This is a genomic window from Streptomyces sp. NPDC020917, from assembly GCF_044333795.1.
Classification (GTDB): Bacteria; Actinomycetota; Actinomycetes; order Streptomycetales; family Streptomycetaceae; genus Actinacidiphila.
This window is the reverse complement of record NZ_JBIRRR010000026.1, coordinates 12,743-28,439: the sequence shown is the minus strand read 5'-3', so window position 1 is coordinate 28,439 and position 15,697 is coordinate 12,743. Positions and strand designations below refer to the sequence as shown.

General features: G+C 75.2%; 17 protein-coding genes and 1 pseudogene. 9 read left to right on the top strand and 9 right to left on the bottom strand.

Annotated features, from left to right (window positions below):
* Nucleotides 1-5: 5 nt before the first annotated feature.
* Together ACH4TG_RS36580 and ACH4TG_RS36575 are read right to left on the bottom strand one after the other, a co-directional pair.
* A complete protein-coding gene (locus tag ACH4TG_RS36580) occupies nt 6-641 on the bottom strand; it encodes a response regulator (protein ID WP_398246995.1) in 636 nt (211 codons plus the stop codon).
* Nucleotides 638-1,855, bottom strand: a complete 1,218-nt coding sequence (locus ACH4TG_RS36575; protein WP_398246994.1) for a sensor histidine kinase — start codon at nt 1,853-1,855, stop codon at nt 638-640. The genes ACH4TG_RS36580 and ACH4TG_RS36575 overlap by 4 nt, the downstream gene beginning before the upstream one ends.
* A 290-nt stretch (nt 1,856-2,145) precedes the next feature.
* Between ACH4TG_RS36575 and ACH4TG_RS36570 the strand changes: the two genes are divergently transcribed.
* The 5 genes from ACH4TG_RS36570 (at nt 2,146) to ACH4TG_RS36550 (ending at nt 4,758) form a co-directional block, all read left to right on the top strand.
* A complete protein-coding gene (locus ACH4TG_RS36570) occupies nt 2,146-2,709 on the top strand; it encodes a heme-binding protein (protein ID WP_398247062.1) in 564 nt (187 codons plus the stop codon).
* A gap of 179 nt (nt 2,710-2,888) precedes the next feature.
* Nucleotides 2,889-3,485 (top strand): ankyrin repeat domain-containing protein, encoded by a 597-nt coding sequence (locus tag ACH4TG_RS36565; protein WP_398246993.1) that lies wholly within the window; start codon nt 2,889-2,891, stop codon nt 3,483-3,485.
* Nucleotides 3,486-3,600: 115 nt separating this feature from the next.
* A complete protein-coding gene (locus ACH4TG_RS36560; RefSeq protein ID WP_398246992.1) occupies nt 3,601-3,951 on the top strand; it encodes an ArsR/SmtB family transcription factor in 351 nt (116 codons plus the stop codon).
* 178 nt (nt 3,952-4,129) lie between these two features.
* Nucleotides 4,130-4,576, top strand: a complete 447-nt coding sequence (locus ACH4TG_RS36555) for an ATP-binding protein (RefSeq protein WP_398246991.1) — start codon at nt 4,130-4,132, stop codon at nt 4,574-4,576.
* Entirely contained in the window at nt 4,573-4,758 is a 186-nt protein-coding gene (locus ACH4TG_RS36550) for a DUF6126 family protein (RefSeq protein WP_398246990.1), read from the top strand. The genes ACH4TG_RS36555 and ACH4TG_RS36550 overlap by 4 nt, the downstream gene beginning before the upstream one ends.
* A gap of 95 nt (nt 4,759-4,853) precedes the next feature.
* Here the strand turns inward: ACH4TG_RS36550 and ACH4TG_RS36545 are convergent.
* A pseudogene (locus ACH4TG_RS36545) lies at nt 4,854-5,102 on the bottom strand (MFS transporter); the annotation flags it as partial.
* Nucleotides 5,103-5,396: 294 nt separating this feature from the next.
* On the opposite strand from ACH4TG_RS36545, the gene ACH4TG_RS36540 reads away from it, so the two are divergent.
* On the top strand, nt 5,397-6,509 hold the full coding sequence (locus tag ACH4TG_RS36540) for a CapA family protein (protein WP_398246989.1): 1,113 nt from the start codon (nt 5,397-5,399) through the stop codon (nt 6,507-6,509).
* 135 nt (nt 6,510-6,644) lie between these two features.
* Here the strand turns inward: ACH4TG_RS36540 and ACH4TG_RS36535 are convergent, their stop codons facing one another.
* The 4 genes from ACH4TG_RS36535 to ACH4TG_RS36520 all read right to left on the bottom strand — a co-directional run bounded on the left by ACH4TG_RS36535 (nt 6,645) and on the right by ACH4TG_RS36520 (nt 9,534).
* Nucleotides 6,645-7,016, bottom strand: coding sequence for an arsenate reductase family protein (locus tag ACH4TG_RS36535; RefSeq protein WP_398246988.1), 372 nt, complete (start codon nt 7,014-7,016; stop codon nt 6,645-6,647).
* Between the two features lie 165 nt (nt 7,017-7,181).
* Nucleotides 7,182-8,063 carry a fructosamine kinase family protein gene (locus tag ACH4TG_RS36530; protein WP_398246987.1) on the bottom strand — a complete coding sequence of 294 codons (882 nt, stop codon included), beginning with the start codon at nt 8,061-8,063 and terminating at the stop codon, nt 7,182-7,184.
* A complete protein-coding gene (locus ACH4TG_RS36525) occupies nt 8,060-8,524 on the bottom strand; it encodes a low molecular weight protein-tyrosine-phosphatase (protein WP_398246986.1) in 465 nt (154 codons plus the stop codon). The genes ACH4TG_RS36530 and ACH4TG_RS36525 overlap by 4 nt, the downstream gene beginning before the upstream one ends.
* Before the next feature lie 116 nt (nt 8,525-8,640).
* The gene (locus tag ACH4TG_RS36520; protein WP_398246985.1) at nt 8,641-9,534 is read right to left on the bottom strand and encodes an NAD(P)H-binding protein; all 894 of its coding nucleotides are present in this window, start codon (nt 9,532-9,534) and stop codon (nt 8,641-8,643) included.
* Nucleotides 9,535-9,716: 182 nt separating this feature from the next.
* On the opposite strand from ACH4TG_RS36520, the gene ACH4TG_RS36515 reads away from it, so the two are divergent.
* Nucleotides 9,717-10,148 carry a hypothetical protein gene (locus ACH4TG_RS36515; protein ID WP_398246984.1) on the top strand — a complete coding sequence of 144 codons (432 nt, stop codon included), beginning with the start codon at nt 9,717-9,719 and terminating at the stop codon, nt 10,146-10,148.
* A 71-nt stretch (nt 10,149-10,219) separates the two neighbouring features.
* On the opposite strand, the gene ACH4TG_RS36510 is transcribed toward ACH4TG_RS36515, so the two are convergent.
* Entirely contained in the window at nt 10,220-11,824 is a 1,605-nt protein-coding gene (locus tag ACH4TG_RS36510) for a M48 family metalloprotease (RefSeq protein ID WP_398246983.1), read from the bottom strand.
* Between the two features lie 143 nt (nt 11,825-11,967).
* Here ACH4TG_RS36510 and ACH4TG_RS36505 point away from each other — a divergent pair, with 143 nt between their 5' ends.
* A complete protein-coding gene (locus ACH4TG_RS36505; RefSeq protein ID WP_398246982.1) occupies nt 11,968-12,819 on the top strand; it encodes an NAD-dependent protein deacetylase in 852 nt (283 codons plus the stop codon).
* A gap of 72 nt (nt 12,820-12,891) precedes the next feature.
* Here ACH4TG_RS36505 and ACH4TG_RS36500 read toward each other — a convergent pair whose 3' ends face one another.
* Entirely contained in the window at nt 12,892-13,269 is a 378-nt protein-coding gene (locus ACH4TG_RS36500; protein WP_398246981.1) for a nuclear transport factor 2 family protein, read from the bottom strand.
* A 170-nt stretch (nt 13,270-13,439) separates the two neighbouring features.
* Here ACH4TG_RS36500 and ACH4TG_RS36495 point away from each other — a divergent pair, with 170 nt between their 5' ends.
* Nucleotides 13,440-15,593 (top strand): GDSL-type esterase/lipase family protein, encoded by a 2,154-nt coding sequence (locus tag ACH4TG_RS36495; protein WP_398246980.1) that lies wholly within the window; start codon nt 13,440-13,442, stop codon nt 15,591-15,593.
* The last annotated feature ends 104 nt before the right edge of the window (nt 15,594-15,697 follow it).

The window sequence follows — 15,697 nt, the reverse complement described above, 5'->3', positions numbered from 1 at the left end:
ACCGGTCAGGGCAGCAGGCGCTGCTCCTTGGCGACGGCGACCGCACCGGCCCGCGTGTCCACGCCGAGCTTGTCGTAGATGCGGCGCAGATGGGTCTTCACGGTGGTCTCGCCGATGAACAGGGCGGCGGCGATGTCGCGGTTGTTCAGCCCGCGGGCGAGGTGCGCGAGGATCTCGCGTTCCCGGCCGGTCAGCGTGGGCCGCGGATGGCGCATCCGGGCCATCACCCGGCTGGCCACCGGAGGAGACAGAACCGTGCGGCCCTGCGCCGCGGCCTGGATGGCGGCGAACAGCTCCTCGGGGCGTTCGGCCTTCAGCAGGTAGCCGGTCGCGCCCGCTTCGATGGCGCGGGTGATGTCCGCGTCAGTGTCGTACGTCGTCAGCACCAGGACGTGCGGGCCGTCGCCGGCCGCGGTCATCCGGCGGGTCGTCTCCACGCCGTCGATGCCCGCGCCGAGCTGCAGGTCCATCAGCACCACGTCGGGCCGGTACTTCGCCGCCAGCACCAGCGCCTCCTCCCCGGTGCCCGCCTCCGCCACGACCTCGACGTCGGGCGCGCTGTCCAGCAGGGCCAGCAGGCCCGCCCGGACGACCGCGTGGTCGTCGCAGAGCAGGACCCGGACCGGGGTCGTGGCGGTCACTGCGGTTCCTCCAGGGGGATGGCGGCGGTGAGGACGGTGCCCTCGCCGGGCGCCGAGTCGACGGTCAGGCTGCCCCCGAGCTGCCGCAGCCGGGCGCGGATCGCCGGGAGGCCGTGGCCGCGGACGCCGCCGGGGGAGTCTGGCACGGCGGCAGGGTCGAAGCCGCGGCCGTCGTCCGCGACGTCCAGCACGACCTGGTCGTCGAGGGTGGTCAGCGTCAGCGCGGCGGTGCCCGCGCCGGCGTGCTCGCGGACGTTGGCCAGGGCGCCCTGGGCGATGCGTAGCAGCGCCGACTGCACGCCGCCGGGCAGCGGGACGCCGGTGTGGTCGTCGATGTGGACGCGGACGATGAGGCGGTCGCCGCCCTCGCGGTCCGCCAGGGCGCGCAGGGCCTGCGGCAGGCCGCCGCGTTCGGCGAGGTCGGCGGGGGCCAGGTCGTGGACGAAGCGCCGGGCCTCGGCGAGGTTGGTCTCGGCGATCGACGCGGCGGTGTGGACATGGCCGCGGGCCTTGGCCGGATCGGCGTCCCAGGTGCGCTCGGCGGCCTGGAGCAGCATCCGCTGGCTGGACAGGCCCTGGGCGAGGCTGTCGTGGATCTCCATGGACAGCCGCTGGCGCTCGGCGAGCGTACCGGCCCGGCGCTCGGTGGCGGCCAGCTCGCGGCGGGTGCGGATCAGGTCGTCGATCAGGGTCCGCTGCCGGGCGTCCTGCCGCTGCATGAGGACGAACACCGCAGTGGTGAAGCCGACGACGGCCGCCGGCGCGACCACCAGGTCCAGGTCGAAGCGCGGGGCCAGCGACAGCTGGGCGGCGGTCACCAGGACGGTGAGCAGCGCGACGAGGACGAACGCCGCCGGCGCCGGCAGCGTGCGCAGCGCCACGTAGATCAGGGGGACCGCGACCCACGCGAAGCTCGGCGCCAGCGTCACCAGCACCGACCACACCACCACGACCGCGCCCAGCCACAGCAGCTGCGGCACTGGCGGCCAGGGCACCGGCAGCCGGGGAGCGGGCAGGACATGACGGTGCAGGCCGGCCGCGTAGAGCACGGCCAGCAGCGCGGCGAGCGCGATCACCGCGGGCTCGCGCCCCTCGCCGCCGTGCCGGTACGCGAACCGGGCCATCGCCGTGCCCAGCAACAGGAAGAACGTCGCGTGCATGACCACTGCCGGCCAGCGCGCGTCCGGCGCGGCGGGCTCACCGCTCGCGTGCACCGCGCACCGCCTCCCAAGCCTGTGAACAGGGACGAACAGATTCATTGTCCCCGGCTCCGGGGCCCGCGGGGTCGTCCGATCGGACGACCCCGGGGTCGACCGCGCGGTCCGCGCTCTCCGCCCCGTCCGATGACGGGTGGGCGGGGATTGCGGGCCCAGGCTGGAGACCGGAGCGGGACGGCGGGTGCTTCGGCCCGGCGGTTCCCCCCAGCCGTTCCGGCCGGTGCGTCCGGCCGCGCGGTCCTTCCGACCGACCCCTGCGATCCCTTGGAGCACGTCCCATGCAGCAGATCAAGAAGCTCTCGATGCGCACCCGCGTCCTCACCGGCGGCGTGCTGGCCGCTGCGGTCACGGTCGGGGGCCTCGGCGCCTGGTCCGCGAGCGCGTCCTCGCCCGCGGCGGCGCCGGCCGCCGCGGGCGCCGCCAAGGCCGGCGCGAAGAACGGCGCCCTGGTGCAGACCGACCACCTGTCCATCGCGGCCGCCACCCACGCCGCCGAGGCCGCCCTGCATGCCGCGGAGAAGGCGAACCAGCACGTCACCGTCGCCGTCGTGGACCGCAACGGCAACACCCTGGTCACTCTGCGCGGCGACGGCGCCGGCCCGCAGTCGTACGAGGCCGCGCAGAAGAAGGCGTTCACCGCCGTCTCCTGGAACGCCCCCACTTCCGAGCTGGCCAAGCGCCTGGCGCAGGCCCCGACGCTGAAGGACATCCCGGGCACCCTGTTCCTCGCGGGCGGCGCCCCGGTCACCGCGAAGGGCGCGCCCGTCGCGGGCATCGGCGTCGCCGGCGCCCCGTCGGGCGACCAGGACGAGACGTTCGCGCAGGCCGGCGTAGCCGACCTGGGCAGGTAATCCCGGTCGCGGGGAGCCGGGCGGCGCGCGGCGCCGGGCGGCGGCGGGCCGACGAGCCCGCCGCCGGTCCCGGTACCGTGCGCCGTAGGCCCGGCGCGTCCGCGCGCCACCGGCGCCCCGCCCCGGCGACTTCGCCCGTCCGACCCGCACACCCCGACCCCAGCAAGGAGCCCCACCGCATGAACGCCCCCGACCGCGCGCTGCTGGAGGCCGCGAGCAGCGGCGACCCCGACCTGATCCGCGCCGCCCTCGACGGGGGAGCCGCGGTGGAGGCACGCGACGCGCACCGGCGCACCCCGCTGCTGCTGGCCGCCCTCGGCGACCACGTGGCCGCCGCCGAGGTGCTGGTCGCCGCCGGCGCCGACCCGAACGCCCAGGACGACCGCCACGACAGCCCGTGGCTGGTGACCGGGGTGACCGGCAGCGTCGCCATGATGCGGGTGCTGCTCCCGGCGGGACCGGACCTGAAGCTGACCAACCGGTTCGGCGGCGTCTGTGTCATCCCGGCCAGCGAACGCGGGCACGTGGACTACGTCGAGGCCGTGCTCCGCGAGACCGGCATCGACGTCGACCACGTCAACCGGCTCGGCTGGACCGCCCTGCTGGAGGCGGTCATCCTCGGCGACGGCGGCACCGCCCACCAGCAGATCGTCGCCCTGCTCCTCGCCGCGGGCGCCGACCCGGAACTCGCCGACGGCGACGGCGTCACGGCGCTCACCCACGCCGAACGGCGGGGCCTCACGGAGATCGCCGCGCAGCTCAGGGCCGCCGGCTGACCCCGCGAACGCGGAAGATTCCGGGCATACAGTCACATGAAGAAGCCTTCAAGTGAACAAGCCCCTACGATGGGTGCGAGCAGGGCGGAATGAACAGAGGCGGGAGTTGAGAGTCGTGCCGGTCCCGCTGTACCAGGCGAAGGCGGAGTTCTTCCGGATGCTCGGGCATCCGGTGCGGATCAGGGTGCTCGAACTGCTGCAGGACGGGCCCAAGCCGGTGCGGGACCTGCTGGCGGACATCGACGTCGAGCGGTCCAACCTGTCCCAGCAGCTGGCGGTGCTGCGCCGCTCGGGAATCGTCACCTCGGTCCGCGAGGCCGACACCGTCGTCTACTCCCTGGCCAGCGGTGACGTCGCCGACCTGCTGCGGACCGCCCGCCGCATCCTCACCGAGCTGATCGTCGGCCAGCAGGACCTGCTGGCCGAACTGCGCGAGGCCGGCACCGGCGAGACGGCGGCCTCGTGATGTCCGCCTCGTGACGTCACCCGCCCGCGATCTCCCTGCCCCATCGACGTTCCCGTGAGCCAGCCGTAGTGCGGTCAGGACTGTCGCCCGGCTCACACATCGTGGCAAGTTGAAGAATTCTTCAACTTGCCAGTTATGATGATGGCGAGATTTTCAGGCGCTGGAGGTGGGTGTTCTCGTGAGGCCTGTAGCCGCCGCGGGCGGCCGGCGGCCGGAGGTCCGTCACTTCCACCTGACGCTGTCGCTGGAACGCGGGGCGGTCACCGCCGCCCGCCACGACGTGACCGCGGCGCTTGCCGAGTTCGGCTACACCTCGCGCACCGCGTTCAGCGACGCGGTCCTGCTGGTGGTGAGCGAACTGGTGACGAACGTGGTGCAGCATGCCGCGGACCGCTCGCCCACCCTGGACATCGGGGTCACCGCCGGCCCGGGCGAGCTGGTGATCACGGTGGAGGACCAGGACCCGCGGATCCCCGACCTCGCACCGGCCGCCGTGGGCGGCGGCCTGCGGGTCGTCACGGAACTGGCCGCGGAGTACGGCGGCTCCCTCGTCGCCCAACCGCTACCGCTGGGAGAAGGAAAGTCCATGCAAGTACGGCTCCTGCCGCCGGTCGGCGCACGATGAGCGACTCCCAGGGCGAGGCCACCCCCCGGCAGGCGCCCGTGCCCCGGGACCCCGGCGCCGGCAGCGAGAAGTACAAGGAGCGCGGCGTGATGCTGCGCGTCTTCGTCTACGTCGTCGCCGGGCACCTGTTCGCCGGTTTCCTGTGGCTGCTGTTCTACGTCGGAGCCCACGCGCACAAGTGAGCCGGCGCCACCGGACGCGCCGTCACCGGCGGTGCCGGCGGATCCTGATCCACAGGTCGCGGGCCTGCCGCCCGGCCGAGGTGCGGCTGCGGGCGACCAGCCGTGCCCACCGCCGCGATCGGCACCGTGACCAGCCCCGAGCCGAGCGAACAGCCCACGAACGTCCCGACGTCGAGCCAGCTCCCGAGGAACCCGCGCCGCCGGTCCGGCGCGTACTCGGCGATGTACGTGGTCGGGCCCGCGTACTCGCCGCCGGTGGAGAAGCCCTGCACCAGCCGGCAGAGCAGCGGCAGGAGCGGCGCGAACACCCCCACCGAGGCTTACGAGGGCAGCACGCCCACCGCGACGGCGCGGCGCCGCTCGGGACCGCCGCCCGGAGGCGGGCTGTGCGCGTTCACGTCGCGGATCCCTCCCTGCAGCCGGGCCACCCCTTCCCGTCGGCGCTCAGGGCGTCAGGCCCGTGCGGGTGACCGCCCCCGGGCCGTCGCCCCTCCAGACAACCCGGCCTCGGGTCGCCCAGCGCGGTGCGCGGCCCGCCGCCAGCCCAAACAGAGCAGGCCGGCGCCGCGGACGCCCGGAGCCCGCCTCGCCCGGTCCGTCCCGGCCCGTCCCGGCGGCGACCGGCCTAGCGTGGAGACATGGGCGAGGGAGCCGTGACCGTGTTCCTCGGCGGCGACGTGATGCTCGGCCGGGGAGTGGACCAGGTCCTCCCGCATCCGGGAGACCCGGCGCTGCGGGAGCCGTACGTCCGGGACGCCCTCACCTACGTCGAGCTGGCGGAGGAGGCGAACGGGCCGATCCCGCGGCCGGTCGGGTTCCGCTGGCCGTGGGGCGAGGCACTGACCGTCCTGGACGGCGCCGCGCCCGACGCCCGGGTGGTCAACCTGGAGACCGCCGTCACCGCGGACGGGGACTTCGCGCCGGGCAAGGGCGTGCACTACCGGATGAACCCCGCCAACCTGCCGTGCCTGGCCGCGGTCCGGCCCGACGTGTGCGCGCTCGCCAACAACCACGTCCTCGACTTCGGGCCCCGCGGCCTGCGGGACACCCTCGACACGCTGGCCCGGGCGGGTCTGCGCACCGCGGGCGCCGGCCGCGACGCGGCGCAGGCGCGGCAGCCGGCGGAAGTGCCGCTGCCCACCGGCGGGCGCGTCCTGGTCCTCGCCTTCGGGATGCCGTCGAGCGGGATCCCGCCGGACTGGGCCGCGACCGGGCAGCGGGCGGGCGTCGACGTCGTCGCGGAGCCGTCACCGGCCGCCGCGGCCGCCCTCGCCGAGCGGATACGGCGTGCGCGGCGGCCCGGCGACATCACCGTCGCCTCGGTCCACTGGGGGCCCAACTGGGGCTACGGCGTGTCCCGGGCCGAGGCCGGCTTCGCCCATGCGCTGGTCGACGCGGGCGTGGACATCGTCCACGGCCACTCCTCCCACCACCCGCGGCCGCTGGAGGTCTACCGGGACCGGCTCGTGCTCTACGGCTGCGGCGACCTCGTCGACGACTACGAGGGGATCGCCGGCCAGGAGGGCTACCGCGACGACCTGCGCCTGCTCTTCCTGGTGCGGGTCGCGGCGGGCAGCGGCCGGCTGACCGGACTGCGGATCGTCCCGCTGCAGGCGCGCAGGATGCGGCTGGTGCCCGCCTCTCCGCAGGACACCGCCTGGCTGCGGGACGTCCTCGACGGGCACAGCCGGCCGTTCGGCACCCGGGTCGACGCCCGGCCCGACGGCACGCTCACGGCCGTTCGGGCCTGACGCTCCGGGCGGGAGCACCGGGGGGAGTGCCGCAATCCTGCGGCGGCCGGATCCCGCAGGGCGGCACTCGGCCTCGCCACGCCGGGCCGCCCGGTCATCCCCGCTCGCTCAGCCGTGCCCGCTCATCGCTGGCGCTCAGGCCCGAGCGCTCCGCGCCTGCGCCTCGCGAACGGCCTCCTCGGTGCGGCCGATGACCGCCGTCTCGTCGTCCGCGGTGATGATCGGCCGCTGGATGAGGATCGGATGGGCCGCCAGCGCCTCGATCCAGCGGGCGCGGCCGGCGGCCGTCCGCTCCCAGGTGCGCAGGCCGAGTTCGGCCGCGGCCTTCTCGCCGGTGCGGGTGATGTCCCAGGGCTCCAGCCCCAACCGCTCCAGGACGGCCTCCAGTTCCGCGATGGTCGGCGGGTCGTCCAGGTAGCGGCGCACCGTGTACGCGGTGCCGTCCTCGTCCAGGATCGACAGGGCGGCCCGGCACTTCGAGCACTGCGGGTTGATCCAGATCTCCACGGCATGGTCCTTGGGTTGCACGGTCGTTCGGGCCGGCCTGTGCGGCCGCGGGGACAGCCGGGCGCGCGTCGTGCGACCGCGCGCACGTCGTCGTGCACCGCGCCGCCGCGGCGCGTCCGCCCGGGCCCCGACCGCACTCTACGGCCGGTGCGGGTGGCGGTGCGTTCAGGTCCGCAGCAGGCCGCGCGCTGTCGCCAGCGCCTGCTCGGCGTACCCGCGGCCGAACAGCACCGCGTGGACCAGCAGCGGGAAGAGTTGGTGCAGTCCGACGCGGCCGGCCCACCCGGGGGCGAGCGGCGCCAATTCCTGGTAGCCGTCCAGCACCTCGTCCAGGTGCGGGCAGCCGAAGAGCCGCAGCATCGCCAGGTCGCTCTCGCGGTGGCCGCCGTGCGCCGCGGGGTCGATGAGCCAGGCGCGGCCGTCGCCGCCCCAGAGCACGTTGCCGTTCCACAGGTCGCCGTGCAGCCGGGCGGGCGGCTCCGGCGGGCCGGCCAGCTCCGGCAGCCGGGTGCAGACCTCCTCGACGACCGTCGCCTCGCCGCGGCGCACGGTGCCCTCGTCGACGGCGGTGCGCAGGTAGGGCAGCAGGCGGTACTGGGCGAACCAGCGCGGCCAGTCGTCGCCGCGGACGTTGCGCAGCGGGGCGAGCCCGATCGTCGCCTCCTCCGGTCCGCCCGGCGGCGCCGCGCCGAACGCCCCGGCACCCGCGGCGTGCAGCGCGGCCAGTCCGGCACCGAACGCGCGCGCGGACTCCCGGCTCGGCCGGCCGGGCGCCACCAGGTCGATCACCAGCCAGTTCTCGTCGTACCCGTGCACGCGCGGCACGGCCACCGTGCCGGGCGCGGCCAGCCAGCGCAGCCCCGCGGCCTCCGCCCGCACCGCGCCGGCGCCGTCCCCGCGCTTGACCATCACCGCCTGCCCGCCGTCGAGCACGGCCTCGGTCAGCGCCCGCGACAGCGGGCGGACGCGGGAGACCGGACGCCCGGTCAGCCGGGCGGCCGCGGCCGCCGCGCCCTCGCCGGGTCCGGCCGGCCCGCGGGCGGTCACGGCCGGGACTGCGCGCGGACCCAGTCGATCAGGCCGGGCATGGCGGCCTCGACCTGGTCAAGCACCTCGTCGAAACCGCCGGGGCCGCCGTAGTAGGGGTCGGGCACGTCCAGGTCGCCGTCCGCGCCGGGGTCGAAGGACCGCAGCAGCCGCACCCGTGACGGGTCGTCGACCATGCCGCGCAGCGCGGCGAGATGGCCGCTGTCCATCGCCAGCAGCAGGTCGGCGTCCAGGTGCTCGGCGCCGACCTGCGCGGCGACGTGCTCGACGGGATACCCCCGGCGTGCCAGCAGTTCGCCCGCGCGCCCGTCGATGCCCTCGCCGGCGTGCCAGGGCCCGGTGCCGGCGCTGCTGACGCGCACGGCGTCGTCGAGGTCGGCCCTGCGCAGGTACTCGGCGAAGACGAGGGCGGCGGTCGGTGACCGGCAGATGTTCCCGGTGCAGACGAAGCAGATGTGCACGCGCCCAGGGTAACGGTGCCTCAGCCCCCGGATCCCCACGCGGCGTCACCGCACGCGGGGTTCCGGCGCCCCCGAACGAGCCGCGGGCGCCGGGAGTGCCGGAAGGGCACCCGCGATCAGGCGGCGAGCACCGCGGGCTTGAGCACGTCCTCGCACCACTGCCGGAACGTGGTGGGGGTGTCGATCGCCTGCCGGGCCGTGCGGACGACGCCCGCGTCCAGGCCGTTCTCCTTGGCGGTCATCATGTCGAGCAGCGACTGGGCCATGCCCGGCGAGGAGCCGGCCCCGGTGAGGTACTCCCGGAGCGCCTGCGCCGGGATCCGCCGGTACACCACGGGCGTGCCGAGCACCTCGGAGACGACGGCCGCCATGTCCGCGTACGACAGGTCCTCGGGGCCGAGCAGGGGCACGCTCTCCTGCCCCGTCCACGAGCCGTCGAGCAGCAGGCGCGCGGCGACCGCGGCGACGTCGCGGGTGGCCACCGCGGGCAGCCTGAGGTCGGCCGGGAGCATGTCGAGGAACACGCCCTGCTCCTTGATGGCGCGGGCCTGCCGCAGCAGGTTGTCCATGAATCCGGGCAGGGCGAGGGCGCGGAAGGCGACGCCGGTGCCGGCGATCAGGTCGTCCATCGCCAGCGACGCGGTGACGTGCCCGGCCCGCCCGGCCCACGGGGTGCCGCGGCCGAGCGCCGTGACGTCCACGACGCGGGCGACCGCGTGCGCGCGCAGCGCCTCGGCCGCGGGGCGGGTGAAGCCCGTGTAGGCGTCCTCGGCGGTGGCGGCCCGCCGGTCGGTCGGCAGCAGCCAGAACACGGTGCCGGCGCCGGCGAAGGCGGCGTCCAGGACCGCGGGGTCGCCGTGCGAACCCGCGACCACCTCGACGCGGTCCCGCACGGCGGCGGGCAGCTTCGCGGGGTCGCGGACGACGACGCGCACTGGCCGGTCAGAGGCGAGGACCCGGTCCAGCACCTGGTGTCCGATGTTCCCGGTGGGGGCGGTGATGACGATCATGAGCGTTCTCCGCAAAGTCGGAATCGGTAGCACGACAAAAGTAAACTCTACCGGACCGTTTACTTTTTGCTCCGGCCCGGCCCGACACCTCCCGCACGCCCCCTCCGGGGTGATTGCCTCCGGCCCGGCGGCGCCGTACCGTCCCCCGTGGACTGCGGCGCGGGAAGGCGGTGGGTGCGGGGATGACGGGCGGGGACGACCCCTGGACGGCCCTGGTGACCGTCGCGCGGGACGCGGAGACGCATCTGGCGGACCGTCACCGCGAAGCCCTCGCCCAGGGAATGGCGCTGATCGTCCTCGGCGAGGACGACTGGAGCCGGATCGGCAGCGCCCTGGCCGCGAACCCGGACTCGGCCGCGAACCTCGACTGGTTCATGGCCACGGTGATGCGCTCCGTCGGCTTCCCCGACGCCTACGCCGCCCCCGTCCTGTTCATCGAGGTGGACGGCGACCTCCAGTCCAGCGTGCTGTTCGTCGACCGCAGGGTCACCGCCTCCTTCGCGCACCGTGCCCCCGGCCCCGACGGCCCGGTCAACGCCGCCCTGCGCCGCCTCGGTGTCGACCGCGGCCCCCACCCCGACGAGAGCACCGCCCTCGGCATCCGCTGGTCCTGAACGCCCTCGCCGGACGCGCTGGGTTGAGGCGACCGCCGCTGCGTCAGGCGTCAGGCGTCAGGCGTCAGCGGTCAGGCGTCCGGCGGGGCCGCCAGCAGAGCGCGCAGCGGCGCCGTGTCCGGGGTGTCGGCCAGCGCCGCGTCGACGGCGGCGTCCATGCCCTTCTCCCAGGCGTCGGGCAGCACCAGCCCGGGGTCGGCCGACCACGACGTGTCGGGCTCCGCCAGCCCCCGGCCGACCAGGTGCAGCAGGAGGAGCCCCGCCACGGCGTCCCAGATCCGCGGGCGGATGAAGTTGCGCGCCGAGGCGCCGGTGAGCCGGGCGGCCTGCGGCGGCTTGGGCATCCGGTCGGCCACCGCCATCCACAGCAGGCCGTCGTCGATCGCGTCGAGCACCGCCGCCAGATCCGGCAGCGCGCCGGGCCCGCCGACCTCGGCCTCCGCCTCCTGCGCGACTCCCGCTCCGGTCGGCCGCCCGGTGACGGGAGCCATGCGCCGGGCCCGCTCGACGGCTTTCCGCAGCGGTGCGGCCCAGCCTTCCGCGTCGGCCACCGACCGCCGCAGCACCAGCTCCGGCCAGGCCAGGCGCGGCAGCGCCTGCGCCTCGGCCGGCAGCGTGTGCTCTTCAAGGGCGGCCATGACCGCGTCCTCGTCGCGCAGCAGCGCCAGCGCGGGAGGGCCGTCGGGGTCGTACGCGGGCCCGGCCGGCGCGAGTGCCTCCAGTGCGGCGAGGCGTTCGCGCTGCGGCGGGTGCGAGTCGTACGGGTCGTCCTTGCGGGCAGGGCGGTCCGCGGCGAGCGCGGCGAGCCCGTCCGGGCCGCGGGCGGCGAGCAGCCGGCGGAACCCGCCGTGCACCTCGCCGGACGGCGGCAGCACTCCGACGGGAACGCCGGCCGCAGCCCAGGTCGCCGCGTAGTAGCCGTGGGCGGCGCCCAGCACGCCGAGGCGGCGCAGCATGGCCGCCATCGTCGCCGGGCCGACCTGGCTGGCCGCGGCCCGGTCCGCAGCCAGTTCCTGACGGCGCGCGACCCCCTGCGACGACCGCAGGAAGAACCGCGCATAGCGCACGTAGAGGCTGCCCACCAGCGCCTGCGCCCGGCTCGTCCCGCCGTGGAACGCCTCCACGGTGGTCGCGACGGCCGCGCGCCCGCGCATGGTGACGGCCGCCAGCCGCGTGTCGTGGTGCGCGAAGTGCCCGAACTCGTGGGCCAGCACGCCGCGGATCTGCGGCACGGTCATGCCGGCCAGCAGCGGCACCCCCACCGCGAGAGTGCGCGGGCCGGCCAGCAGGCCCAGCAGCCGGGCCCGTTCGCTCACGCCGGCGTTCACCTCGCCGGTCAGCACGAGCGTGGCCGGCGGCGGCGTGCCGGCCTCGGCGGCCGCACGCCGCACCAGCGCCCACAGTTCGGGCTGGTCCCGTTCGCCGACGACGACCCCGCCGGGCCCGCGTCGCCGCAGCCCCGCGGTGAGGAAGGCGATCATGCCGCGCAGGATCGGGATCGCCACCATCACCGATGCCACGAGAGAGCCTCCGACCAGGTAGGCCGTGGACGCGGTGAACAGGACGGTCACCAGCAGCCAGTCGGTGACCGCCAGAGCGGCCAGCAGGGCCAGGCCCAGCAGATGGAAGCCGGCCAGCAGCGCGAGAGCGCGCGCGGCCCGCAGCGATGCGGTCATCAGGAAAGGCCCCCCACCGGGTGATTCCCGCCCGGGGAGCAACCGCGCTCCCGGCAGGGGCCAGATCCTATGCGCGGGTGGGGCAGGCGGAAAGGGGCGGGCGTGGGCGGTGGACAGGGAACCGGGCGTCGTACGCTGCTTCTATGGAGACCAGTGCGCCCCTCGCCGCCGTGGAGGCGTTCGAGGGTGTGGCCGGGCTCGTGGACGGGGGCGGGGTCGTCGTGCTCAGCGGCGCGGGGCTGTCCACCGAGTCCGGGATCCCGGACTACCGGGGGGAGACCGGGCGGCGCCGCAAAGGCGTGCCGATGACGTACCAGCAGTTCACCGCGAGCGAGGCCGACCGGCAGCGGTACTGGGCGCGCAGCCACCTGGGGTGGGACAGCATCTCCGCGGCCCGGCCCAACACCGGCCACCGCGCGGTCGCGCGGCTCGCCGACGCCGGCTTCGTGACCGGTGTCATCACCCAGAACGTGGACGGGCTGCACCGGGCGGCCGGCACCGCGCAGGCCGTCGAACTGCACGGCAGCCTGCACCGCGTGCTCTGCCTGAGCTGCGGCAACCGCAGCTCGCGCCGGCACCTGGACGAGCTGCTCGACCAGGCGAACCCGGGATTCCGCGGCACGCTGGCCCAGGTGAACGCCGACGGCGACGCGGAACTGCCGCTGGAACGCGTCGCCGGGTTCCGCACCGTCGCCTGCCAGGTGTGCGGCACGGGGACGCTCAAGCCCGACGTCGTCTTCTTCGGCGAGAGCGTGCCCAAGCCCCGGGTGGCCCGCTGCTACGACCTCGTGGACGCCGCCGCGGCCCTGCTGGTGCTCGGGTCGTCGCTGACCGTGATGTCCGGCCTGCGGTTCGTGCGGCACGCGGCGAAGCAGGGCAAGCCCGTCGCCATCGTCAACCAGGGGACCACCCGCGGCGACGACCTCGCCGCGTTCCGCGTCCACCTGCCGCTGGGCGCGACCCTGGCACGCCTGGCCGACCGGCTCGGCGCCTGAGGCTCCCGGACCACAAGCGGAAGCGGAAACGGAAGCAGCCCTGAGCGCAGCCCGCCGGGCGGCGCTCGGTGGTCATATCCGCTCGACGAGGCCGGCCCGCCACTCCGGCGCCGGATCCGAGCCCACTTCGCTCCAGTACTCCCGCCCCGCGACGATCCGCCCGTCGCGCACGGTCCAGAAGGACACCGCCCGGTGCAGGCCGATCGTGGCGTGCGGTACCTCGACCTCGGACACCACCTGGTCCCCGTCGGCGACGATCCGCAGGACTCGGATCGACCACCCCTCCGGGTACTCCGCGTTGACGCGCACGTAGTTCTCCCGCCCGACGATGCGCTCCGCGCTCACCGGCCACTCCACCACGGCGTCCTCCGCCAGCAGGGCACCCACCCCGGCCCAGTCCCGGTCCTCCATGCGCGCCCACAGTCCCCGAACGATCTCCGCAGCATCCATGCCCGCATCCTGGCACCCCCCACTGACACCCGTCGGTTTCCACCGTGCGCGTGCCCTTGGCCCCGCAGGGCGCTGCTGCTACCTTCTGCCCGTCAGAAGCGTTGACAACGTTGCCAGGGAGCGTGTCCCAGCACCATCACCATCGCGCAGAGCTCGGAGGGAGAGCGTCCATGCGCAGATACGCAACGCTGTTCGTCCTGTTACTCGTCGCCGCCTGCTTCAACCCGTCGTCCGCCGCGTTCGCGGCGAGCACCGCGGCCCCGGCCGCGGCCGCACCCAGCTGGGTCGGGACGTGGTCCGCGGCCGCCAACGGCGGTGTCAGCAGCAGCGGTTACGCCGGCTACACCATCCGCAACCTCGTCCACACCAGCCTCGGTGGCCCGCGCATCCGCGTGAAGCTGTCGAACGCCTTCGGCACCAAGCCCGTCCTGTTCGCGCACACCACCGTCGGCCTGCAACGGCTCCCCGGCAGCGCGGAGATCGCCCCCGGAACCCTGCGGGACGTGACGTTCGGCGGGAGCGGCTCGGTGACCGTCCCGGCGGGCGCCGAACTCTACAGCGACCCCGTCGACCTGCCGCTCGCCGACACCGCCGACCTGTTCGTCACCACCTTCACCCCCGACCCGTCGGGACCGGTGACCTACCACGACCTCGGACTGACGACGTCGTACTACTCCACCGACGGCACCGACCACGCCGGCGACCTCGCCGCGGGCGGACTGCCGCTGACCACCCAGTCCTGGCACTACGTCACCGAGGTGGACGTGGAGCCGGCCAGTGCCCAGGCCGGGTCCGTCGTCACGCTCGGCGACTCCATCACCGACGGCGCCCAGTCCACGTCCGGGGCCAACCGCCGCTGGCCCGACCGGCTGGCCGCCCGGCTGCACTCCGCCGACAGCCCCGCCAACGGGTTCGGCGTGCTCAACGCCGGCATCAGCGGCAACCGCGTCCTCCTCGACGGCGCCGGCGTGAAGGCGACGGCCCGGCTCGACCGCGACGTGCTGCAACGCGCCGGCGCCCGGACGCTGATCGTGCTGGAGGGCATCAACGACATCCAGCAGACCCCGCACCAGCTCGACCCCGCCAAGATCATCGCGGGCCTGCAGGAGATCGCCGACCGGGCCCACGCCGCGGGACTGCGGGTCCTCGGCGCCACCGTCCTGCCCTTCGAGGGCTGGAACACCTATGACGCCACCGAGGAGGCCGCCCGCCAGGGCGTCAACGACTGGATCCGCGACAGCGGCGTCTTCGACGCGGTCGTCGACTTCGACAAGGCCGTGCGCGACCCCGCCGACCCGCACCGCATGCTGCCGCGGTACGACAGCGGCGACCACCTTCACCCCGGCGACGCCGGCTACCAGGCCATGGCCGACTCCATCGACCTGGCCGCACTCGGCCACCCCGGCCCGGTGCACCCGGCACCGCCCCTCCCGCCGCGGTACTCGCTCAGCGTGTCCGCCACCCCCGGCCGGACCGTCGCGATCGCCGGCCGCCCGGCCACCGTCTCCTTCACCGCGCGCGCCTTCGTGCAGGCGCCCGGTGCCGTCAGCGGAACGCTGGACGTCGACCTGGACGGCGTCCACCTGCAGCAGGCGTTCACCGCGGACAGCAGGGGCCGGTTCGCACAGGTGGACCTCGCACCGCAGGTGCAGGTTCCCGCCGGTACGAGCGCCGGAACGCACCAGGTCACCTTCACGGTGCGCACCGACGACGGCCGCTCGGCCACGACGACGGCGACCCTCGACGTCGAACGCCTCGGCTGCGGGCCGAGCGACGACGCCTGCACGCTCGACCTCAGCACGGCCTACGACCACGACTCCATCGCGTCCTCCGCCCACCCCGACGACGGCAACTTCGACGGCCTCGGCTGGAGTTACGCCGCCGAGACGCTGCCCGCCGCCGGTCCCGTCGTCCTGGCGGGAACGCCGTTCGTGTTCCCCTCGGGAGCCGACGGCGCGCTCAACTCGGTCACCGCACAAGGGCAGTCGCTGGCTCTGCCGGCTCTGCAGGCGAGCGGGATACGGGTGTTGGGCGCTGCCAGCGGAGGGGCCGTCGACGGAACCGTCGCGGTCACCTACACGGACGGCTCGACCGCCTCGCTCCCGGTGCACTTCAGCGACTGGGCGGCCGGTCCGCAGGCCGGCGAGGACATCGCGGTGGCGGCGCCCTACCGGTACCGCGCCGGCGTCGGCCGTGACGGCCCGGCGGTCGACGTGTACGCCCGGACGCTCCCGCTCGACCCCGGCAAGACCGTCCGGTCGCTCACCCTGCCGGACCAGTCACGGCTGAAGCTGTTCGCCGTGACGGTGCAGCAGAGCAGGTGAGGCCCCGGGCTTGAGCGGCGCACCCGCCGCGTCGTACCCCCCGCCGCGCCGACCGGAACCGCCATTCTCCGGCCGGCGCGGCGGCACGCCCACCGGCGCGCCGC